General features: G+C 64.5%; 25 protein-coding genes. 1 reads left to right on the top strand and 24 read right to left on the bottom strand.

Translation table 11 applies throughout. The features are described from left to right. Positions 1-25: 25 nt before the first annotated feature. The 11 genes from mraZ to ylxM all read right to left on the bottom strand — a co-directional run bounded on the left by mraZ (position 26) and on the right by ylxM (position 7,859). Entirely contained in the window at positions 26-445 is a 420-nt protein-coding gene (gene mraZ / locus ACH2AT_RS00720) for a division/cell wall cluster transcriptional repressor MraZ (RefSeq protein WP_394962662.1), read from the bottom strand. A gap of 243 nt (positions 446-688) precedes the next feature. Continuing rightward, complete coding sequence (locus tag ACH2AT_RS00715; RefSeq protein ID WP_394962660.1) at positions 689-1,147, bottom strand: ATPase; 459 nt, start codon at positions 1,145-1,147, stop codon at positions 689-691. Continuing rightward, positions 1,144-1,692: a 16S rRNA (guanine(966)-N(2))-methyltransferase RsmD gene (rsmD, locus tag ACH2AT_RS00710; RefSeq protein ID WP_394962658.1), complete on the bottom strand. Its 549-nt coding sequence runs from the start codon at positions 1,690-1,692 to the stop codon at positions 1,144-1,146. The genes ACH2AT_RS00715 and rsmD overlap by 4 nt, the downstream gene beginning before the upstream one ends. Positions 1,693-1,740: 48 nt before the next feature. Then, on the bottom strand, positions 1,741-3,606 hold the full coding sequence (gene uvrC, locus ACH2AT_RS00705) for an excinuclease ABC subunit UvrC (protein ID WP_394962656.1): 1,866 nt from the start codon (positions 3,604-3,606) through the stop codon (positions 1,741-1,743). Positions 3,607-3,725: 119 nt separating this feature from the next. Next, positions 3,726-3,989 (bottom strand): HPr family phosphocarrier protein, encoded by a 264-nt coding sequence (locus tag ACH2AT_RS00700; RefSeq protein WP_177522168.1) that lies wholly within the window; start codon positions 3,987-3,989, stop codon positions 3,726-3,728. Positions 3,990-4,204: 215 nt separating this feature from the next. Beyond that, positions 4,205-4,927, bottom strand: coding sequence for a tRNA (guanosine(37)-N1)-methyltransferase TrmD (gene trmD / locus ACH2AT_RS00695; protein WP_394962654.1), 723 nt, complete (start codon positions 4,925-4,927; stop codon positions 4,205-4,207). Then, positions 4,924-5,454, bottom strand: coding sequence for a ribosome maturation factor RimM (gene rimM / locus ACH2AT_RS00690; protein ID WP_394962652.1), 531 nt, complete (start codon positions 5,452-5,454; stop codon positions 4,924-4,926). The genes trmD and rimM overlap by 4 nt, the downstream gene beginning before the upstream one ends. Before the next feature lie 78 nt (positions 5,455-5,532). Further along, complete coding sequence (locus ACH2AT_RS00685; RefSeq protein ID WP_177522170.1) at positions 5,533-5,766, bottom strand: KH domain-containing protein; 234 nt, start codon at positions 5,764-5,766, stop codon at positions 5,533-5,535. A 21-nt stretch (positions 5,767-5,787) separates the two neighbouring features. Continuing rightward, positions 5,788-6,030 carry a 30S ribosomal protein S16 gene (gene rpsP, locus ACH2AT_RS00680; RefSeq protein ID WP_394962650.1) on the bottom strand — a complete coding sequence of 81 codons (243 nt, stop codon included), beginning with the start codon at positions 6,028-6,030 and terminating at the stop codon, positions 5,788-5,790. Between the two features lie 118 nt (positions 6,031-6,148). Then, entirely contained in the window at positions 6,149-7,474 is a 1,326-nt protein-coding gene (gene ffh / locus ACH2AT_RS00675; protein ID WP_394962648.1) for a signal recognition particle protein, read from the bottom strand. Positions 7,475-7,493: 19 nt separating this feature from the next. Further along, on the bottom strand, positions 7,494-7,859 hold the full coding sequence (ylxM, locus tag ACH2AT_RS00670) for a YlxM family DNA-binding protein (protein ID WP_394962646.1): 366 nt from the start codon (positions 7,857-7,859) through the stop codon (positions 7,494-7,496). Between the two features lie 219 nt (positions 7,860-8,078). Between ylxM and ACH2AT_RS00665 the strand changes: the two genes are divergently transcribed. Continuing rightward, the gene (locus ACH2AT_RS00665) at positions 8,079-8,984 is read left to right on the top strand and encodes a PLP-dependent cysteine synthase family protein (RefSeq protein ID WP_394962644.1); all 906 of its coding nucleotides are present in this window, start codon (positions 8,079-8,081) and stop codon (positions 8,982-8,984) included. 66 nt (positions 8,985-9,050) lie between these two features. Here the strand turns inward: ACH2AT_RS00665 and ACH2AT_RS00660 are convergent, their stop codons facing one another. The 13 genes from ACH2AT_RS00660 to hemZ form a co-directional block, all read right to left on the bottom strand. Then, complete coding sequence (locus tag ACH2AT_RS00660; protein ID WP_394962642.1) at positions 9,051-10,160, bottom strand: class I SAM-dependent RNA methyltransferase; 1,110 nt, start codon at positions 10,158-10,160, stop codon at positions 9,051-9,053. Between the two features lie 169 nt (positions 10,161-10,329). Further along, positions 10,330-10,842 (bottom strand): ribosome hibernation-promoting factor, HPF/YfiA family, encoded by a 513-nt coding sequence (gene hpf, locus ACH2AT_RS00655; protein WP_394962640.1) that lies wholly within the window; start codon positions 10,840-10,842, stop codon positions 10,330-10,332. Between the two features lie 216 nt (positions 10,843-11,058). Next, on the bottom strand, positions 11,059-11,418 hold the full coding sequence (locus ACH2AT_RS00650) for a cupin domain-containing protein (RefSeq protein WP_394962638.1): 360 nt from the start codon (positions 11,416-11,418) through the stop codon (positions 11,059-11,061). 16 nt (positions 11,419-11,434) lie between these two features. Further along, the gene (locus ACH2AT_RS00645; RefSeq protein WP_394962636.1) at positions 11,435-13,132 is read right to left on the bottom strand and encodes an FAD-dependent oxidoreductase; all 1,698 of its coding nucleotides are present in this window, start codon (positions 13,130-13,132) and stop codon (positions 11,435-11,437) included. A gap of 112 nt (positions 13,133-13,244) precedes the next feature. Further along, positions 13,245-13,706, bottom strand: coding sequence for a S1 RNA-binding domain-containing protein (locus ACH2AT_RS00640; protein ID WP_394962634.1), 462 nt, complete (start codon positions 13,704-13,706; stop codon positions 13,245-13,247). 76 nt (positions 13,707-13,782) lie between these two features. Beyond that, positions 13,783-14,613 carry a septum formation initiator family protein gene (locus ACH2AT_RS00635; RefSeq protein WP_394962632.1) on the bottom strand — a complete coding sequence of 277 codons (831 nt, stop codon included), beginning with the start codon at positions 14,611-14,613 and terminating at the stop codon, positions 13,783-13,785. 6 nt (positions 14,614-14,619) lie between these two features. Further along, entirely contained in the window at positions 14,620-14,925 is a 306-nt protein-coding gene (locus ACH2AT_RS00630; RefSeq protein WP_394962630.1) for a YabP/YqfC family sporulation protein, read from the bottom strand. Between the two features lie 120 nt (positions 14,926-15,045). After that, a complete protein-coding gene (locus tag ACH2AT_RS00625) occupies positions 15,046-15,291 on the bottom strand; it encodes a S4 domain-containing protein (RefSeq protein WP_177522595.1) in 246 nt (81 codons plus the stop codon). A 97-nt stretch (positions 15,292-15,388) separates the two neighbouring features. Then, complete coding sequence (locus tag ACH2AT_RS00620) at positions 15,389-15,664, bottom strand: HU family DNA-binding protein (RefSeq protein ID WP_177522596.1); 276 nt, start codon at positions 15,662-15,664, stop codon at positions 15,389-15,391. Positions 15,665-15,703: 39 nt separating this feature from the next. Next, positions 15,704-16,510 (bottom strand): nucleoside triphosphate pyrophosphohydrolase, encoded by an 807-nt coding sequence (gene mazG, locus ACH2AT_RS00615; RefSeq protein WP_394962696.1) that lies wholly within the window; start codon positions 16,508-16,510, stop codon positions 15,704-15,706. Between the two features lie 243 nt (positions 16,511-16,753). Then, complete coding sequence (locus ACH2AT_RS00610; RefSeq protein ID WP_394962627.1) at positions 16,754-17,146, bottom strand: zinc-ribbon domain-containing protein; 393 nt, start codon at positions 17,144-17,146, stop codon at positions 16,754-16,756. 80 nt (positions 17,147-17,226) lie between these two features. Next, a complete protein-coding gene (locus ACH2AT_RS00605; RefSeq protein WP_394962625.1) occupies positions 17,227-18,153 on the bottom strand; it encodes a nucleoside kinase in 927 nt (308 codons plus the stop codon). Continuing rightward, positions 18,119-19,564 carry a coproporphyrinogen dehydrogenase HemZ gene (hemZ, locus tag ACH2AT_RS00600; RefSeq protein WP_394962623.1) on the bottom strand — a complete coding sequence of 482 codons (1,446 nt, stop codon included), beginning with the start codon at positions 19,562-19,564 and terminating at the stop codon, positions 18,119-18,121. The genes ACH2AT_RS00605 and hemZ overlap by 35 nt, the downstream gene beginning before the upstream one ends. Position 19,565 lies beyond the last annotated feature (1 nt).

The raw sequence follows: 19,565 nt of genomic DNA, 5'->3' as shown, positions 1-19,565 counted from the left end.
CCCCCTTTCCTGCGGGCCGCGTCGTTTAAAAATCCAGTTCCTCCATGGCCGCTTCGATGTCGGCCCCGGAGAGGCTGGCCTGTTTTTTCTGCCAGGCCGCGGTGTCCCAGATCTCGGCGTAGCTGCCCACGCCGATGACCGTGACCTCCTTTTGCAGCCCCGCGTGGCTGCGCAGCGCCGGCTCCAGCAGGATGCGGCCCTGCTTGTCCGGCGCCACTTCCTGGGCCGCCGCAAAGAGGAAGCGCTGGATGTCCCGCGTTTTGACCATGCTCTTGGAGCGCAGGATGTCGGTGATGCGCTGCCATTCTGTTTCGGGGAAAGCCACAAGACAGTCGTCCAGCCAGCGGGTGACCACGAAGGCGGCGCCCATCTTCTCGCGGAACTTGGCGGGGAAGTTCAGCCGGCCCTTGTCGTCGATGGTGTAGTTGTATTCGCCCATCAGCATCCCGGCCGCCCCCTTTGTTGAAAACATGTGGAGAACGGTTGAATTTCCCCACTTTGACCCACTCTTACCCACTTTTATTTCAATTATACGGGATGGACCTGTGAAGTTCAAGATACGGGATGTAGAAATCCGGGCTGTGGCTGACGGATTTTTTGACGCCGATTTGGCGAATGGCACAAAAAAGGGGCCGTGAACCAAAGTTCACGGCCCGATGGGCGATATTGGAAGGAAAAAGGCGGAAAATCAGCCGTTCTTGGCGCTCTGGCGCAGGTTGGCGCGCACGGTCTTGACCTCGGCGGCGCTGCGGGCCAGCTGCTCCTCGGTGGTGCGCAGCATATTCTCGCAGTAGTCGGTGACGGTGGTGCGCATGGTGCGGGCCTGGGTCTGGGCGGAGGAGACGATCTCGGCAGCGCGCTGCTGGGCGGCCTTGACCACCTCCTGCTCGCTGACCAGCACCCGGGCGCGGTCCTCGGCCTTCTTCACGATGGCTTCGGCCTCCCGCTTTGCATCAGCCACGATCTCGGCCCGGTCGTTCACGATGGCCTTGGCCTGGCGCACCTCGGTAGGAAGGTTGAGGCGCACCTCGTCGATGATGTCCTGCAGGCGGTCGGCGTCCACCACCCGCTTGCCCCCCGCGAAGGGCAGGCCGGTGGCCTCTTCCAGCATTTCTTCCATCATATTCAGCAACTCGTCGATGTTCATTCCGCTCGCTCCTTTTCGTAACGGGTCACCAGCACCTTGCCGTACCGGTACTGTTTTTTCTTGTGAAGGCCGCCGCACTCGTCCGGAAGATCGGCGGCAAGCTCGCTCTCGCAGAGCACGACGCCGCCGGGGGCGGTCACATCCGCCACCGCCGGCAGGATGGCCGCCAGCGTGCCCTGGTGATAAGGCGGGTCCAGCAGCACGATGTGGAAGGTGTCTTTGGTGGAGGCAAGGAAGCCTTCCGCCTCGCCCTGGGCCATGCGGCACCGGTCGAACACGCCCGCCGCTTTGCAGTTGCGTGTGATGATCTCCACCGCGCGGCGGTCGCGGTCCAGAAAAACGCAGCTGGCCGCGCCCCGGCTGACCGCCTCGATGCCCAGCTGGCCGCTGCCGGCGAACAGATCCAGCACCCGCGCGCCGGGAAGGTTGAACTGCAGGGCGCTGAACATGGCCTCCTTCACCCGGTCGATGGTGGGCCGGGTGACCTCCTCGCCGGGCAGTGTTTCCAGTTTTGTGCCCCGGGCCTCTCCGGCGATCACGCGCATGTTTCATTCCCGCCTTTCTGCCTGCGGCCGCCTGGGGCCGCGCTGAGTTTATGGTTCATTATCCCCTGTTTGACCGGCTTTGTCAAGGGCCGGCCCGCCGTGGAACCAGTCAAAAATGCGCCGGGCGGCGGCGCTGCCCACGCCCTTTGCCTGTTCCAGTTCCTCCAGGGAAGCCTCTCGCACCGCGCCCACCGTTTTGAACCGGGCCAGCAGCGCCCTGGCGGTGGCGGGCCCCACGCCGGGGATGGCGGTGAGGCTGGAAGCATAGGACTTTTTCTTCTGGCTGGCCCGCTGGTACTCGATGGAAAAGCGGTGCACCTCCTCCTGGATGTTGGACAGGAAGGTGAACACCCCCCGGTGCATGCTGACGGCGATCTCGCCGCCGTCGGCGGTGACGATGGCCCGGGTGCGGTGGCGGTCGTCCTTGACCATGCCGAAGAGGGGCACCGCCGCCAGGGCCGTGCCCGCCAGGGCGGCTTTCACCGCGCTCACCTGGCCCTTGCCGCCGTCCAGCAGGATGAGGTCCGGCAGAACGCCGAACTGGCCCGTCGCCCCCTTTTCATACTCGCCGGCCCGCCGGGAGAGGGCCTCGGCCATGCTGGCAAAGTCGTCGGTGCCCAGGACCGTGCGCATCTTAAAACGGCGGTAGCCGCTTTTCAGGGGTTTTCCATCCTGGAACACCACCATGCCGCAGACGCTGGTGCCCTCGCCCCAGTTGGAGATGTCGTAGCTTTCGATGACGTGGGGCGGCTTTGCAAGGCCCAGCAGGGCGGCGGTCTCGTCCAACAGGCGCTGGCCCCGGTCGGTGCGGCCGCTCTCCCGGGCAAGGCGTTCCACGGCGTTGGTGTAGGCCATGGTCACCAGCCGGGCCACATCCCCCCGCTGGGGCACATAGAGCTGCACTTTTGCGCCCCGCGTCTCGCTCAGCAGCCGCTCCAGGGCCTCGGCGGCCTCGGGCAGCGCGTCCACCGCGATGCGGCGGGGGATCTCGCCGCCGTAGAGGTAGTAGCGGGGCAGGAATTCCTCCCGCAGGGCCTCCAGGTCGGTGCTGCCCTTGAAGACGAACTCCCGCTTGTCCGCCAGGCGGCCTTTCCGGTAGCGCAGGATGGCGGCGCAGCTGCTGGCGCCGCTGGCCGCGAAGGACATCACGTCCATTTCCACCGCCTCGTCCACCACCACCTTCTGGCCGGCGGCGACTTTTTCCACCGCGGCGATCTGGTCCCGCAGAAGGGCGGCCTGCTCGAAGTCCAGCCGTTCGGCGGCCTCTTCCATCCGGCGGCGCATGGTGGTGAGGATGTCCTTTTTGCCGTGGCGGATGAGCTGGACGGCCCCCTTCACCGCCTCGTTATAGACCTCTTTGCTGATCTTGCCGCTGCACAGCGCCATGCACTTGCCGATGTGGGCGTTGAGGCAGGGGCGGCCCTTGCCGATGTCCTCGGGGAAGCGGCGGCCGCAGCGGGGCAGCAGGAAGGAATCCTGGGCCGTTTCCACCATCTGGCGCACCGCGAAGCTGCTGGTGAAGGGGCCGATGTAGTCGGCCTCGTCGTCGTCCTTCTGCAGCGCCGCCGAGATGCGGGGGTAGTCCCCTTTTGTTATCTTGACGTAGCTGTAGCCCTTGTCATCCTTGAGCAGGATGTTGTATTTCGGGGTGTGGGCCTTGATCTGGCTGGCCTCCAGCACCAGGGCCTCGAACTCGCTCTGGCAGACGATGACGTCAAAGGCAAAGGCGTGCCCGATCATCTGGGTGACCTTCGCGTCGTGGGGCACGCCCTCCCGGAAATACTGGCTGACCCGGGTGCGCAGCCGCTTGGCCTTGCCGATGTAGATGATTTCGTCCCGCTTGTCCCGGATGATGTAGACCCCCGGCAGCAGCGGCAGCATTTTTGCTTTTTCGTACAGTTCGGCCTTGGTCACGGCGGCGCCCCCTTTCGTCCGGCCTTATTATATCCCGCCGCCGCCCCCATTACAAGGCGTGGCGGGAAAGGAAAAAGGGCGGAATGCTCCGCCCTTTTGTTTATGAATGAAAAAAGAAATTACTCGGCAAAACCGGAGTTGACCAGCGCGATCAGGCCTTCCACAGCGTCCTGCTCGTCGGCGCCGTCGGCGATGATGCGGATGGTGGTGCCGCCCACGATGCCCAGGCTCAGAACGCCCAGCAGGCTCTTCGCGTTGACGCGGCGTTCCTCCTTCTCGACCCAGATGGAGGACTTGTATTCGTTGGCCTTCTGGATGAAGAAAGTAGCCGGACGGGCATGCAGGCCAACCTGATTCTCAACGGTAACTTCTTTCACAAACATGGTTCATACACTCCTACTCAAAAAGAATTTTGAACGGGTTTGATATTATAATATCCTATTCATTGCCGGTTGTCGATAGCGTTCGGGAAATTTTGTCAGTTTGGCAAAAGCCGAAAATGCCGGAAACGTTTCTTTGTGCATTTCCGCCATTAAGTTTTCAACAATATGATGGGTTTGTTCCAAAAGTTTTAAACTTAAATGGCATCAATTCCCACTTAAAGCTTTTTGAGCGCATCGGGCAGCTTTTCATACAAATCCGGGCGGCGCTGTTTCGTGCGCTCCAGGCTCATCTTCGCACGCCATGCGTCGATGTTGCCGTGGTGGCCGCTGAGCAGCACCCCGGGCACCTTGCGGCCCCGCCATTCTTCTGGGCGGGTGTACTGGGGATATTCCAGCAGGCCGTTCCAGTGGCTCTCTTCCTGATAGCCCTGGGGCTCGGCCAGAACGCCCGGCTGCAGGCGCAGCACGCTGTCCGCCACCACAAGGGCCGCCAGCTCGCCGCCGGTGAGCACATAGTCGCCGATGGAGATCTCCCGGTCGGCCAGTTCTTCGATGACCCGCTCGTCCATTCCCTCGTAGTGGCCGCAGACCAGGATGAGGCCGTCTTCGGCGGCCAGCTCCCTGGCCACCTGCTCGGTGTAGGGCTGGCCGGCGGCGGTCATGAACACGATATGCGGACGTGGGCGGCCCTGCTCCTCGAACTGGGCCAGGATGGCCTGGCAGCAGTCGTAGATGGGCTGGGCATTCATCACCATGCCGCAGCCACCGCCGTAGGGGTAGTCGTCCACCTGCTTCTGGCGGTTGAGGGTGTAGTCCCGGATCTGGTGGCAGTGGGTCTCGATGAGGCCCTTGCGGGCCGCCCGCCCCAGAATGCTCTCGTCCAGCACCTGCCGGCACATGTCCGGAAAGAGGGTGGCGATGTCGATGCGCATGCTCATGGGCGGTCTCCGTTCTCGGCCTCGGTGAACATGCCGGGGATGGGCTCCACCAGCACGCGGCCGTTTTCCAGGTCCACCTGCTTCAAAAAAGGCTTCACCGCCGGGAACAGGGTCTCGGCGCCGGTTTCGTCCCGCACGGTGTAGATGTCCTGGGCGGCGGGACGGGTGACGGAGGCGATGGTGCCGTAAACGCAGCCGCTGGCGGCGTCCACCACCGGCAGGCCCAACAGATCCGCCTTGAAATAATGCCCCTTGGGCAGTTTCGCCTCGGCGCGGGCGATGTAGAACACGGTGCCCACCAGCTCGCGGGCGGCCTCGGGATCGTGGACGCCCTCCAGCGTGAGCAGGGCCATATTCTTGTGAGGCCGCACCTTCACAAGGCCGATGGGGTTCTGGCCCTGGGGCCCGCGGTAAAGGCGGGAAAAGCCCGACAAAAAGGCGGCGCTGTCGCACCAGAGTTCCACCTTCACCTCGCCGGAGACGCCGTGGGTGGTGACCGCCTTGCAGGCTTCGAGATATTCTTGCATGAGGATCCCCCCTTGAAATGGGAGCAGGGCCCTTTGGGACAAAGGGCCCTGTCGGTCTTGTGCCTGGGCGGCAAAAGGTCAGTCGATCTCGACCAGGACCTTCTGCCCCTTGCGGACGGCGGCGGCGCGCATCACAACGCGGATCGCCTTTGCAATACGCCCCTGTTTGCCGATCACACGGCCCATGTCGCCTTCGGCCACGCTCAGGTGGTAGACGATGGTGCCGTCCTCACGGGGATCGTCCACGGTGACGGTCACCGCATCCGGCTCATCCACCAGTCCCCGGGCCACAGCAAGCAGCAACTCCTGCATTTTGACGTCCTCCATTGCCTGTTACAGAATCTCGGACTTCTTCAGCAGAGCGCGCACCGTGTCGGTGGGCTGAGCGCCGTTGGCGATCCACTTCTTAGCCTTCTCGGCGTCGATGTTGATCACAGAGGGCTCTTTGGTGGGGTCGTAGTAGCCGATCTCCTCGATAAAGCGGCCATCGCGGGGGAAGCGGCTATCCGCCACCACAACACGATAGAACGGAGCCTTCTTGGCGCCCATGCGGCGCAGTCTGATCTTGACAGCCATTCCTGTCACCTCCTGTTAAAATTGGGGCCCATTGGCTGGGCGTTTATTCTATAAAACCCCGGCCCCGGGCAAAACGCCCGCTGGGCCCCAGAGGTTTTATCAAGTTGGAGAGGGCCTCTTAAAAGCCCATGTTCATGCGCCGGCCAAAGGCGCGGGGGTTCTTCTTGACCTGCTTCATCAGCTTCTGCATGGCCTCGAACTGGCGCAAGAGGCGGTTGACCTCCTCCACAGAGGTGCCGCTGCCGGCGGCGATGCGCCGCTTGCGCTTGGGGTTGATGATGGCGGGCTTTGCCCGCTCGGCGGGGGTCATGCTGAGGATGATGGCCTCCACCCGGACGAAGGCTTTTTCGTCCACCTCGTCGGGGTTGACCTTCGCGCCGCCCGGCAGCATGGAGAGCATGGCGGAAACGCCGCCCATCTTTTTCATCTGGGCAAGCTGGTCCAGCATGTCGTTCATGTCGAACTTGCTGTCCATCATGCGCTTGGCGGTCTCGGCGGCCTTTTTCTGGTCCTGGGTCTCCTGGGCCTTCTCGATGAGGGTGAGCACGTCGCCCATGCCCAGGATGCGGCTGGCCATGCGGGCGGGGTGGAAGACCTCCAGGTCGTCCAGCTTTTCGCCGGTGCCCTGGAACTTGATGGGCTTGCCGGTGACCGCCTTCACGCTGAGGGCCGCGCCGCCGCGGGTGTCGCCGTCGGTCTTGGTGAGGATGATGCCGTCCACGGCCACCGCCTCATTGAAGGCCTTGGCCACGTTCACCGCGTCCTGGCCGGCCATGGCGTCCACCACCAGCAGAACTTCGTCCACCGTCACCGCTTCGCGGATGCGGGAGAGCTCTGCCATCAGGGCTTCGTCCACATGCAGGCGGCCGGCGGTATCCAGAATGACGATGTCGTTGCCGTAGTCTTTGGCGTGGGCCACCGCCGCCTTTGCAATGGCTTCCGGCTTTTCGGTGCCCTGGGTGAACACCGGCACGCCCGCCTGTTTGCCCACCACCTGCAGCTGCTCGATGGCCGCCGGGCGGTAAACGTCGCAGGCCACCAGCAGAGGCCGGTGCCCGGCCTTTAAAAACCACTTGCCCAGCTTGGCGGCATGGGTGGTCTTGCCGTTGCCCTGCAAACCGCAGAGCATAATGACCGTGGGCGGCTTGGACTTGATGTGGATGCGGGCGGCCTCTTCGCCGCCCATGAGCCGGGTGAGTTCCTCGTTGACGATCTTGATGACCTGCTGGGCGGGGGTGAGGCTTTCCATGACTTCCTGGCCCATGGCCCGCTCGGTGACCTGGGCGATGAAGCTTTTGGCCACCGTGTAGTTGACGTCGGCTTCCAGCAGGGCCATGCGCACTTCCCGCATGGCGGCCTTGATGTCCGCCTCGGTGAGCTTGCCTTTGCCCCGCAGGCGCTTGAACACGCCGCCCAGGCGCTGGGAAAGGGATTCAAATGCCATCGTGTTTCAAGCCCCCTTCTCAGTCGGTGATGCGCCGGATCTCCTCCAGCATCTGCTCTGTGTCCCGCTCGATCTCCGGGTTGGGCGAGTAGGAGTTGGAGTTGGCAAAGCGGATGGAGCGGGCCAGGCTTTCCAGCTGGGCCACGCCCTGCTGCACCGCCCGGTAGCGGGCCGCGAAGCCCACCTTCTGCTCCAGGTCGAGGATGATGCCCTCGCCGCGCTTGATGGAGTCGCGCACGCCCTGGCGGGTGATGCCGAAGTTATCGGCGATCTCGGCCAGCGACAGATCGTCGTTGTAGTACTGCTCCATCACCTCGCGCTGGCGCTCGGTGAGCACGTCGCCGTAAAAATCCAGCAGAAAAGAGATCTCCAGGTTCTTTGCCACGGGGCAGCCCATCCTTTCGCGAGGTTTGTAAAGGCTTTTGCTTTACAGCCAACATTATAGCAAAATAGCCGCCGTCTGTCAAGAGGCATTGAACAAAAAGAAGAGCCGTATTTTGTGAAAAAGTGCAGAAAACCGGGCCGCGAAGGGAGGCGGCGCATTGACGGGAGGGGCGCATTTGCTATAATAAAAGTAATTTATGGCAAAAGGGGGCGGCGGGCCGTGGCGGTGTTCAAGAACTACTACCAGTACCTCTACGCCTGCCCGGTGGTGGAGCTCACCGGCTACACCGCCCGCTTTGAGGTGCCGGGGCGCATTTTCGCCTATCTGGACTTTGCCGGCCCCACCGGCAGCGCCAAGGACGGCCTTGCGGAAGGCATGCTGGCGCTGGCGGCCCAGCGTGGGGATCTGAAAAAGGGCCAGCCGGTGGTGGAGGCCAGCGGCGGCACCTTTGCGGCGGCGCTGTGCATCGCGGCGAGGCGCAGCGGCCACCCGGTGTATCTGGTGGTCTCCCCCACCCTGCCGGGCGAGCGGCAGAAACTGCTGCAGCGGCTGGGGGCCCAGCTGGTGCTGTGCCCGGAGGGGATGTCCCGCCGGAAGGCCGCCCGGGAAATGGCCCTGCGCACCGCCGGGGAGAAGGGCGGCTATTACCTGGACTACTTCAACAACGACGACAACCCGGAATACCACCGGCGCATCACCGGCCCGGCCATCCTGAAGGCCACCCACGGCGGCGAGGACATCGACACCATCGTGGCGGGGGTGGGCAGCGGCGGCACGGTGACCGGCGTGGGCGAGCACGTGAAGGCCTGGACCAATCACATCCGCATGGTGGCGGTGGAGCCCTACGAGAGCCAGGCCATCGGTGGCGGTTTTATTGGACGCCACGGCATTCCGGGCCTCGGGGCCGGCTTTGTGCCCCAGAACTACAACCCCTACATCGTGGACCGGGTGGTGGCGGTGGCCAGCGGCGAAGCCCAGCGGGCCGCCCGGGACGTGCTTCGCACCGACGCCATCCCCGCCGCGCCCAGCGCAGGGGCGGCCCTCTTTGCCGCCCGCTCATTGCTGGAGCAGGGCAAGGCCAAAAGCGCCCTGTGCGTGTTCAGCGGCAGGCAGCTGTATGAATAAGGAAAGGACCGCCGCCCCGGCCGGGGCGGCGGTCCTTTTTTGCTTTTTCGCCTGCGGGGCGGCGCGTCAATAATACATGTACACCTGGCAGGGGATCATGCCGTTGTAGAGTTTGCGGCGGCGGGAGGCCTTTTTGCCAAAATGCTTTTCAAAATCGGCGTCGGCGGTGATGACGTAGGCGCCCTTCACGGGATGAGCGGCAAGGCGCGCGCCCAGCACGCCCGCCAGTCGGGCAGCCTCGGAAAGATCCCCCAGCCGCTCGCCGTAAGGCGGGTTGGTGAGCACCGTCTGCTCCGGGGCGGGGGCGAAATCCGCCGCGTCGGCCACGGCGAAGCGGCAGCGCTCGCCCACGCCCGCCAGCTTTGCGTTGTGGGCCGCCAGTTCCACGGCGGCGGGGTCGATGTCAAAGCCGCAGCCCTCGAAGGCGGCGTCCCTGCGGATCTCCGACAGGGCCTTCTCCCGCTGGGCAGCCCAGACGGCGGGCGGGCAGAAGCTGTACTGCTCGGCGGCAAAGCGGCGGCGCAGGCCCGGGGCGATGTTCATCGCCTTCTGCGCGGCCTCGATGACCAGCGTGCCGCTGCCGCAGAAGGGGTCGGCCACCAGGGTGTCCCGCCGCACGCGGCCCAGGTCGGCGATGGCGGCGGCCAGCGTCTCCTTGATGGGCGCGCCGGTGGCGCTGCGCCGGTAGCCCCGCTTGTGCAGGCCGTCGCCGCTGGTGTCCAGCATCAGCTCCGCCTGGTTTTTGCGGATGGAGAAGCGGATCTTATACTGCACGCCGGTCTCGGGCAGAAACAGGGTCTTGTGGCCCTTTTTCAGCCGCTCCACCACCGCCTTTTTCACGATGCTCTGGCAGGCGGGCACGCTGGACAGGGTGCTGGACAGGCTGGACCCCTTCACCGGGAAGGCGGCGTCGGCGGGCAGCAGCTCCTCCCAGGGCACGGAAAACGCCCCGTCGAACAGTTCGTCAAAGGTGTTTGCGGGAAAGCGCCTCAGCAGGATGAGCACCCGCTCGGCGCAGCGCAGATTGAGGTTGGCGGCGGCGATCATGCCCTCGTCCCCCGAAAAGGCGATGCGCCCGTCGGTGACCTGCACGTCCTGGGCCCCCAGCCGCCGCACCTCAAAGGCGGCGGTGCTCTCGGCGCCGAAGTAGCAGGGCGCGATCAGTTCAAATTTCATAAAGGCAACTCCTTTTTCTGCGGCCCGCCCCAAAGCGGCGGGTCGGTGTTTGGCGGTTTTCGCCGGGATACTATCATAGCATCCTCCGCCCCGGCGCGCAAGATGATTTTATCGCTGCCCGGCAAAAAAAGCCGCCCCGGCCTTTTGCAGCCGGGGCGGCTTTGGTGGGTCAGTTCAGGGGGATGAGCACGCCGTAGCCGCCGTCTGCGCGGCGGTAGACCACCTGGATCTGGTCGTTCTCCATGCTGCGGTACACAAAGAAGCTGTGGCCCAGCAGGTTCATCTGCAGGATAGCCTCGTCGGTGGTGCAGGGCTTGACGGCAAAGCGCTTTTCGCGGATGACCTCGAAGCTCTCCTCCGGCTCGGGGTCGGCGGGCCACTCCGCGGCGCGGGTCATCCTGGTGCTCAGGCGCTTGCGGTTCTTCACCAGGCGGCGGGTCAAAAGGTCCGCCGCATCCTCCAGCGCGGCTTCCATCTGGTCGGCGGTCTTTTCGGCCCGCACGGTGATGCCGTTGTCATAGACGGTGATCTCCACCGTCTGGCGGCTTTTTTCCACCGTGACCGTGACCTGCGCCTGGGCCTCCTCGGGGAAGAACTTATCCAGCTTTGCCAGGCGCTTCTCCGCTTTCTCGATGAACGAGGGTTTCAGGGAAACTCTGCGGCCAGTGCATGTGACCTTCATAAACCTATGCCTCCTTTTGGCGTATGACCGCCGCCGGGCCTTCGCCCTTTGCACAGCCTCCGCCGCTTTGATACTATTATTATAGCAATATTGCACAAAAAACGCCAGAGGAAAGGGGTGTACAGTCTGTAAAGTTTTTGTGGCAAAGGTGTGTGAAAATGCACAAAACCCGCCGCTGCCTGCAAAGGAGCGGCGGGCCGCCGGCCAGCGAAAAATTCAGGCCGGGTCGCGCACATTGATGATGAGCGCCAGAAAGCGCAGGGGTTTGTCGGAGCGGTTCTCGATGGAGTGGGAGGAGCCGTCCCGGCACTGCATCATGTCGCCGGCGGCCAGGTCGTACTCCACGCCGTCCTCCACCACATGGCCCACGCCCTCCAGGATATAGTAGACTTCATACTCGCCCTGGTGCTTGTGATAGCCGATGGAATTGCCGGGTTCGAGGGTGTTCACGGCGAACAGCCGCCCGGAGCCATAGGCGCGATCGGCGGGCAGGATGTGGTGCACGGTGCACTCCCCCTCGCCCCCCGCCATCCTGGGGCGCACTTCTTCCAGCTGGTCTTTGCGGAGGATCTTCATTGTTTTTTCCCTCGTTTCAATTGAAGTTATAGGCCGTGACGATGGGCTCCCGGCCCAGGGTGCGGTCGTTAAAATACTCGTAGAGGCAGATGCCCAGGAAGGAGCCGCTGATGTTGTAAACATTGGCGTAGCCGCTGCCCAGCAGCTCGCACAGGGCATAGTAGCTGCGCTGGCTGGTGCGGCAGTGGAGGTAGACCGGCACGTCTTTGGGCACCTCGTCCATCCGCTCCCGGAACTGGGACAGGGGGATGTTCACCGCGCCCTTGAGGTGGCCGGCGTTGAATTCCCGCTCCTCCCGCACGTCGATGATGCAGGCCCCCTGTTCCACCAGGCCGCGCACGGCGCTCACCGGCACCTGCTTCACCCGGCCTTCCAGCACGTTCAGGCCCACCAGCGCCGCCAGGTTCACCACGTCCTTGGCGGTGCCGTAGACCGGCGAGTAGCACAGCTCCAGCTCCTTCAGGTCTGCCAGGGCGCCGTTCATGGAGATGAGGGCGGCGATGACGTCGATGCGGCGCACCGCGTCGCCCCGGCCGATGGCCTGGGCGCCCAGGATGCGTCCGGTGGGGGTCTCGAACACCAGCTTGAAGGCCATCCAGGCCGCGTCGGGCATGAGGCCGACTTTGTCGGTGGGATAGAGCAGCACCGACCGGCAGGGGATGCCCGCTTTGCAGGCCGCCTTTTCGGAAAGGCCGGTGGCGGCGGCGTTCTGGTCGAACACCCGCACGCAGGCCGAGCCGATGAAGCCCCGGTTGTCCGCCGGGCGGCCGCAGATGTGGTCCGCCGCCGCGCGGGCCTGCCGCTGGGCCGGGCCCGCCAGGGCCAGCCGCCCGGGCCGCCGGGCCAGCCGGTCAAAGCTCTCCACCGCGTCGCCCACGGCGTAGATGTCCTCGTCCTCGGTGCGCCAATTGGCGTCCACCTTGACGCCCCGGGTCTCGCCGATGGCAAGGCCCGCGTCTTTGGCGAGGGCGGTCTCCGGCGAAACGCCGATGGCCAGCACCACCATCTGAGCGGGCAGGTCATGGGCCTCGCCGTGGCGGGTGACGGTGATGCGGTCCGGGTGCACGGCGGCGAGCAGGCTGTTCAGCTCCACCTGCACGCCGTTGTCCATCAGTTCCTTGTGCAGTATCTGGGCCATGTCGTGATCGAAGGGGGCCAAGACCTGGTCCGCACCTTCCACCAGCGTGACCAGCAGGCCGGCGCAGGCCAGGTTTTCCGCCACCTCCACGCCGATGAAGCCGCCGCCCACCACCGCCGCGCATGTCACGCCGTGTTCGTCAATGTAGGCCTTGATGGCCTTCACGTCGGTGACGCTGCGCAGGGTGAACACGTGGGGGCTGCGCACGCCGGGGATGGAGCCGGGCACGATGGGCGCGGCGCCGGGGGCGAGGATGAGCTTGTCATAGCTTTCGGTATAAGCGGTTCCGCCACCCGGCTGCACCGTCACGGTTTTGGCCTTGCGGTCGATGGCCGTGACCCGGCTGTTCACCCGCACATCGATGTTGTGGCGCGCCTTGAAGGCGCGGGGCGTCATCAGCACCAGGTCGTCCGCGTCCGGGATGGTGCCGCCCAGGTGATAGGGCAGGCCGCAGTTGGAGAAGGAGACGTGCTCGCCCTGCTCAAAGATGACGATCTCGGCCTTTTCGTCCAGCCGGCGCAGACGCGCCGCTGCGCTGGCCCCGGCGGCGACGCCGCCTATTACGATCACTTTCATCGCTCTGACTTCCTTTCCCCGGCGGCGCAAGCGCCGCCGTTTTTCTGTGGTAAACAAAAGCGGACTGCCGCCGCAGTCCGCCCTTTTGCCTTGTTCTTCCGCGGGCCGATGCTCAGCGCCGGCGGGAATAGCCGCCTCCGCGGCGGTTCTCGGTGACCCGCTTGAGGTCGGAGATCTTCTCCTCGCTCTGGCTCTTGAACCTGGCCATCATGTCCTCAAAGCTCATCTCTCCCTGGGGCGCGGCAGCCTTGGGCTGCCAGACCCGGGGCGCATCGGAGCGGCCCCGCTGGCCGCCGCGCTGGCCGCCGTGGGCGCCGCCCCGGTTCGGGCGCGGCTCGGGAGGAAGGGTGCGCTTGATGGAGAGGGCGATCTTGCCGTCCTCCGCGATGCTGAGCACCTTGACCTTGACCTCCTGCCCCTCACTGAGCACGGTGGACAGGTCCTCGATAAAGCTGTTGGACACTTCGGAAATGTGCACCATGCCGGTCTTTCCGCCGGGCAGCGCAACAAAGGCGCCGAACTTCTTGACGCCGGTGATCTTTCCTTCCAGAATGGCCCCTACCTCTAACTGCAACGCGATATAACCCCTTTATGTTTATTCTGCAAAAGGCCCGCAACGCGGCGGTGTGCCGCGGCCTTTGTGCCGTCGTTTACTGGCCGGTGACGTCGATGAACACCCGCTCGTTGGGCTTGGCGTAACCCAGTTTGTCCCGCGCGACCCGCTCGATGATCTCGGCGTCGCTGCCGGATTCCAGCACCCGCTCCAGCTCGTCGTTCTGCTGGCGCTGCTGTTCCAGCTGATTCTCCAGGTCCTGCAGCTCCTTCTGCTTGGCGGCGATGTCCACCTGGTTGAACACAAGGCCCGCCACCAGATAGCCGCCGATCAGCACGAGGCCCGCCCGCAGGAAAAAGCGGGGCAGCAGCGGCGCGCGCTTTTGCCTTTTTTTCATGCCGCCGGCCTCCTTTGCCGAAAAATGAGCGCATTGCCCCCGTGGAGTTGCCAACGGGTTATCTGAATTATACAACACACGCCCTTTGTTTTTCAACTGTTTTTTGCGGCGTTTTTGGGCCGCTGCGCGCAATTTGTCCACCGCTGCGCCTCCTGCCCGCCCGCAAAGGCGTGCGAGGGGCCGCACCGCCAGCAGCCACAAAAGCACAAAGGGCCGGGCGATGGTCCATTTTACCAGCCGCTGGGCCGCGGCGCACCCCGGCGCCAGCACAAAAAAGTACCCTGCCAGCCCCAGAACAAGGCCCGCGGCCATGTACCAGCGCACCACGCCGCTGTAGCTGCGGGAGGCGGCAAAGCCGCAGGCCAGCACCGCGGCGGCAAAGGCGGCGGCAACGTCCAGCACAAAGCACACCGGGCGGCTGCCGCCCAAAAAGAAGCGGGCCAGGTCGTAGCACACCGCAAGGAAAAAGCCCAGGCCCAGGCAGCACAGCGTGTCCGCCAGGACGTAGGGCGGGGCGGCAAGGGCCACCATGGGCCTTCAGCGCAGCAGGCGGCGCCACAGGCCGCCCGCCGGCGCAGGCTCGGTGTACTGCATGGACTCGATGCGCCCGAAAATTTTCACCTCGCCCGTCTGGATGGACAGTTCGCTCACCGACAGGCCCTCGCCCCCCACCAGCAGCGTGCCCTGCTGGGTCTCGAGGGTGGCGCCGGTCTCGTCGCAGCTCACCACCCGCGTCACGCCGGTGGCGGTGAGGGCGCTGCGGTCCTCCACGATGAGATGGTGGGGAAGCTTTGCCGCCGGCGCTTCGGCGGGCCGTGCGGCGGGAGTCTTTTTTTCCTGCATGGTCTGCACCTGCCTTTTCGCCTATGTATATGCCAAGGCGGCGGGCGGTTATGACCGGCGGCGCAAAGAAGCCGCCCCGAAGGCGGAGCCTTTGGGGCGGTCGTTCTCAAAAAGGCGAAATCACCCTTCGATGACCTCGTACATCTCCCGGGCCACGTCCTTGCCGGCGGGGGCCAGGGTGGACAGCACCCGCACCTTGACCGGCTTGTTGCCGAAGGTGATCTCGATGACGTCCCCCTCCTTGACGGCGTAGCTGGCCTTGGCGGGCTTGCCGTTCACCAGGATGCGGCCCGCGTCGGCCACCTCGTTGGCCACGGTGCGCCGCTTGATGAGGCGGCTGACCTTCAGGTATTTGTCGATGCGCATAACGCTCGCTCCTTTCCCGCCGGGCGCCCGGCGAACGAAAAAACGGCCCTGCCCCGCGGCGCGGCGGCAGAGCCGTTGAAGATCGGGTCCGCTGTGATTACTTGGACACCGCGTCCTTCAGGGCCTTGCCGGCCTTGAAAGCGGGAGCGGTGGTAGCGGCGATCTGGATGGTCTCCTTGGTGCGGGGGTTGATGCCGGTGCGGGCGGCGCGCTTGTGGGTCTCGAAGGTGCCGAAGCCAACCAGAGAGACCTTATCGCCGTCGGCCAGGGCCTTGGTGATGACTTCCACAGTGGCGTTGACAGCCTTCTCGGCGTCCTTCTTGGTCAGCTCGGCAGCCTCAGCGACAGCCGCGATCAGTTCAACTTTGGTCATGATGTTTTACCTCCAAAAATTTATGCCAGCACAAAGGGGTCAGCCCTTTGATGTCTGTTCAGTCTGCTTGGCCGCTTTCCAGTAGCGGTCAAGGTCGGCGGGAGAGACCTCCTCCAGGGCTTTGCCCTCGGCGGCGGCCTGCTCCTCGCAGGAGATGACCCGGTCCTGGAAGCGGGCGGTGGCCCGGCCGAGGGCCTGCTCGCTGTCCTGCCCGAGCATGCGGCCCAGGTTGGCGGCGGCAAAGAGCACGTCGCCCAGCTCCCATTCGACGCCCTGGCCCGAGGCCATGGCCTCTTTCAGCTCGGCCAGCTCGCTCTCCAAGTCCGCCAGCGCGGCGGCGGCGTCCGGGTAGGCAAAGCCGTAGGCCCCGGCGCGCTTTTGCACCTTGGCCGCCCGCATCAGCGCGGGAAAGGCCGCGGGCACGCTTTCCAGCCGGCTTTTGGCGGTGGTGCGCGCCTTCTCGGCGTTTTTCAGCGCCTCCCAGTTGGAGAGCACCTCGCCGGCGGTCTCGGCCACCGTGTCGCCGAAGACGTGGGGGTGGCGGTAGATGAGCTTTTTGCAGATGCCGTCGCACACGGAATCGAAGTCAAAGACGCCTTTTTCGGCCTCCATCTGGCAGTGGAGCGCCACCTGCAAAAGCACGTCGCCCAGTTCCTCTTCCAGAAGATGGGCGTCGGCCAGGTCGATGGCTTCCAGCGCCTCGTAGGTCTCCTCGATGAAGTTTGCGCGGATGGACTGGTGGGTCTGTTCTTTATCCCAGGGGCAGCCGTTCACAGGGTCCCGCAGAAGGGCGACGATGCGCACCAGGTCCTGGGCGGTATAGCGCTCTTTTCGCTCAAATTCCACCAAACGGCACACCTCCTTGATCGCTTTTTCATTTTACTCCACGCAAAAGGCCTTTTCAAGCCCCTTTGCCCCTATTTTTGCCCCATCCGGGCGGTTTTCATACTTCTGAACAAAATTCGATACAAATAGAACGGCGGAATGTGTGCAAAGCCCCATCCGCCGTTCATTTTTGTGTTTTATTGCTGTTTTTCGCCGCGGCTCACGGCGAGCACCACCGCGCCGCCGCTTCCCTTCCGGCCCAGCTTACAGCTGTGCCCCGCAGCCAGGACAAAACAGGGCATCCTCTTCCACCTCGCAGCCGCACTGAGGGCAGGCCCTGGTGGGGGCCTCGGGCGCGTCGATGGGCGCTTCGCCCTCGGCGGCGGACTGGTTTTTCAGCTCGTGGATCTTGTCGTCCAGCGCGCCGATGGCGGCGATGTATTTTTCCACCAGGGGGCGGTTCTCCTCGCCGTTTTTGGCCAGGCTGTAGACCAGCGCGCCCAGCTGGCGCTCGGCCTTGGCCTTCTTGCCCTGCAGCGCCAGCAGATCGGTCTGGCGCTTGCCCTCGCGGGCCAGGTCGGCGGCGGTCTTCTTGGCAGTGTCCACGGCTTTGGCGCCGGCCTCCAGAATGCGGTCGATGTCGATGTTCACGTTCATTGCAGTGCACCTCTTTCTGCCGGCAGACGCCGGATGTTTCTGTGTTCATTATACTGCGCCGTGTTCTGCGGCGCAACCGTTCAGCCCAAAAACTCCCGCAGCATGGAGGTGGCCGGCACAAGGCTCTCGTCCAGCGCGTCCACCAGCGCAAAGCGCCCGGCAAGGCTGTTCAGCGTTTCGCACAAGGGATGCTCCGGGGGCAGGCTGCCCGCCAGCGACGCCACAAAGGGCGCCAGCAGGCAGATCTCATAGCTGAAGGAGGTGTCCATCAAAAGGTCCGCCTCGGGCTTGAACACCTTGATGAACTTGTCCTCGCCGGCGCACACGCCGCCCCACATGCCCAGGGTCTTTTCGATGCTGTGGCCGCGGAACTTGCAGTCCCGCAGCATGCGGCGGGCAAGGCGGATGTCCCTCGTGGGCAGCACCCGCTGGCCCCGGTGGCTGTATTCCTCCCGCAGGCCGGCGTAAATTTTGTAGGCGCTGCCGGCGGGCAGCGGCGCGGTGAGCTCCGGGTTCAGGGCATGGATGCCCTCGATGATGCACACCCCGCCGGGAACCGACAGGGGGATCTTTTCCTCCTTGCGGGTCTCGGTGACAAAGTCGAACTCCGGCAGGAGGGTCTCGCCGGTGGCCAGAATTTCTTTCAGGCACCGGTGGATCTCCTTCATGTCCAGGGCGGTGACGTTCTCATAGTCCTTGCTGCCGTCCGGCAGGCGGGGGTATTCGTCCAGATTTTTATAAAAATTGTCCAGGCTGACCACCTGGGAAGGGCAGCCCCGCACCCGCAGCGCCGCCGCCAGCTTGTTCGCCGTGGTGGTCTTGCCGGAGGCGGAGGGCCCGGTGAGCATGACGATGCGGCAGCCGCTGGCCAGCACCTCGCTGGCCGCCGCGTGGATGCGGCCCTCGTACTCCATTTCGCAGTGGCGCACAAAGCTCTCGGCGCTCTCGGCCGCGGTGTTGATGAGGCTTATCTCAACGAGACGTTTGGGGATCCAGATAGCGGGCATAAAATTCGCTCACTCCTTCCTTGCGCTGGAGGATGGTGTCAAATCCGCTGATGTACTCGGCGGGATACTTGTAGTTGAAGATGCGCTGGATGCGGTCGCCGCCGGGCTGCACCAGCTTGGTGGAGCCGCCCGCGCCCGCCGACAGGATGGAGTGCACTTCCTCCATGATATAGATATTATAGTACCCTTCCCTGCCCGGTTTGCACCAGCCGGTGTTTTCCAGGTTCTGCAGGGTGCCTTTCTGGCGGTAGAGATAATAGGGCCGGTAGCCCGCATCGCTCAGCGCGCCGCACTTTTCCAGCATGGCGGCCACGTCGCCGTAGTCGGCGGCGGCGCTGCCGATGACCAGGTTGGAGGCGCGCTTCAGGGTGAGGGTGTGGACGGTGATATTTTCCGGGGAAAGGGCGATGGCGGTGGAAAGGCTCTTTTCAAAGCCTTCCACCGTGTCGCCGGGCAGGCCGGCGATGAGGTCCATGTTGATGTTGTCGTGGCCGGCGGCCCGCGCCTCCTCAAAGCAGCGCAGGATGTCCGCCGCCGAGTGCCTGCGGCCGATGCGCGCCAGCACTTCGTCGCTGAAGGTCTGGGGGTTGATGGAGATGCGGGTGGCGCCGTATTCTTTGAGCACCGCCAGCTTTTCCGCATCGGTGCAGTCGGGGCGGCCCGCCTCCACGGTATACTCTTCCAGCCTGGAAAGGTCGAAGCACTCTGCCACCGTGCCCATCAGCTTGCGCAGGCCGTCGGCCGAAAGGGCCGTGGGGGTGCCGCCGCCGATGTAGACGGTCTTGAGCGCAAGGCCGCAGTGTTCCGCCTGGTTTCGGATGGCGCGCACCTCGTTGCAAAGGGCGTCCAGATAGGGCTCCATCAGCCTGCCCTCCCGCTGGGTGGAGAGGGACACAAAGCTGCAATAGCTGCACCGGGAGGGGCAGAAGGGGATGCCGATGTAGAGGCTGTAGTCCCGCGCCCCGCGGCCCGCCAGGATGGGCTTTTGCAGGTCGGCGATGGACTTTGCCAGCCGGAATTTTTCCTCGGTGCAGTCGTATTTTTCCACAAAAAGGCGGCGGATGTCCTCTTCGGAAAGGCCGGCGGCGCGGCGGTCGTGGATGATGCGCACCGGGCGCACGCCGGTGAGCTTGCCCCAGGGCGGGCGCACGCCGGTGACCTGTTTGAGAAGTTCATACACAAGGCTGGCCAGCTCGTACTCCGCCTGTTTTTCGCCGGCGGGCCGGGGGGCGTACAGCACCGTGCGCCTGCCGCCCAGGCGCACCCCCGCCATAAGGCGGCGGCCCGCCCGGGCCAGCACCGCGTCCTCCTTCCGAGGCAGGCGGCGCACCAGCGAAGCGTCTGCAAAGAACAGCCGGGCCACGTTTTCCGGCTCATAGACCGAGGCGAGGCCCCGGACACAGATGTTCATG

The organism is Candidatus Allofournierella excrementigallinarum, from assembly GCF_944388085.1.
Lineage (GTDB): Bacteria > Bacillota > Clostridia > Oscillospirales > Ruminococcaceae > Allofournierella_A > Allofournierella_A excrementigallinarum.
This window is presented reverse-complemented; position numbering and strand designations above follow the sequence as displayed.

Bases quoted from the DNA above. Each gene is read 5' to 3' on its own strand.
- ACH2AT_RS00625 (WP_177522595.1), bottom strand. From the start codon at position 15,291: ATGCGCATCGACAAATACCTGAAGGTCAGCCGCCTCATCAAGCGGCGC.
- ACH2AT_RS00715 (WP_394962660.1), bottom strand. From the start codon at position 1,147: ATGAACATCGACGAGTTGCTGAATATGATGGAAGAAATGCTGGAAGAG.
- rimM (WP_394962652.1), bottom strand. From the start codon at position 5,454: ATGCAAGAATATCTCGAAGCCTGCAAGGCGGTCACCACCCACGGCGTC.
- ffh (WP_394962648.1), bottom strand. From the start codon at position 7,474: ATGGCATTTGAATCCCTTTCCCAGCGCCTGGGCGGCGTGTTCAAGCGC.
- ACH2AT_RS00620 (WP_177522596.1), bottom strand. From the start codon at position 15,664: ATGACCAAAGTTGAACTGATCGCGGCTGTCGCTGAGGCTGCCGAGCTG.
- rsmD (WP_394962658.1), bottom strand. From the start codon at position 1,692: ATGCGCGTGATCGCCGGAGAGGCCCGGGGCACAAAACTGGAAACACTG.
- trmD (WP_394962654.1), bottom strand. From the start codon at position 4,927: ATGAGCATGCGCATCGACATCGCCACCCTCTTTCCGGACATGTGCCGG.
- ACH2AT_RS00630 (WP_394962630.1), bottom strand. From the start codon at position 14,925: ATGCAGGAAAAAAAGACTCCCGCCGCACGGCCCGCCGAAGCGCCGGCG.
- ACH2AT_RS00700 (WP_177522168.1), bottom strand. From the start codon at position 3,989: ATGTTTGTGAAAGAAGTTACCGTTGAGAATCAGGTTGGCCTGCATGCC.
- rpsP (WP_394962650.1), bottom strand. From the start codon at position 6,030: ATGGCTGTCAAGATCAGACTGCGCCGCATGGGCGCCAAGAAGGCTCCG.
- ACH2AT_RS00685 (WP_177522170.1), bottom strand. From the start codon at position 5,766: ATGCAGGAGTTGCTGCTTGCTGTGGCCCGGGGACTGGTGGATGAGCCG.
- hemZ (WP_394962623.1), bottom strand. From the start codon at position 19,564: ATGAACATCTGTGTCCGGGGCCTCGCCTCGGTCTATGAGCCGGAAAAC.
- mraZ (WP_394962662.1), bottom strand. From the start codon at position 445: ATGCTGATGGGCGAATACAACTACACCATCGACGACAAGGGCCGGCTG.
- ACH2AT_RS00635 (WP_394962632.1), bottom strand. From the start codon at position 14,613: ATGGTGGCCCTTGCCGCCCCGCCCTACGTCCTGGCGGACACGCTGTGC.
- ACH2AT_RS00610 (WP_394962627.1), bottom strand. From the start codon at position 17,146: ATGAACGTGAACATCGACATCGACCGCATTCTGGAGGCCGGCGCCAAA.
- ACH2AT_RS00645 (WP_394962636.1), bottom strand. From the start codon at position 13,132: ATGAAAGTGATCGTAATAGGCGGCGTCGCCGCCGGGGCCAGCGCAGCG.
- hpf (WP_394962640.1), bottom strand. From the start codon at position 10,842: ATGAAGGTCACATGCACTGGCCGCAGAGTTTCCCTGAAACCCTCGTTC.
- ACH2AT_RS00660 (WP_394962642.1), bottom strand. From the start codon at position 10,160: ATGAAATTTGAACTGATCGCGCCCTGCTACTTCGGCGCCGAGAGCACC.
- ACH2AT_RS00650 (WP_394962638.1), bottom strand. From the start codon at position 11,418: ATGAAGATCCTCCGCAAAGACCAGCTGGAAGAAGTGCGCCCCAGGATG.
- ACH2AT_RS00605 (WP_394962625.1), bottom strand. From the start codon at position 18,153: ATGCCCGCTATCTGGATCCCCAAACGTCTCGTTGAGATAAGCCTCATC.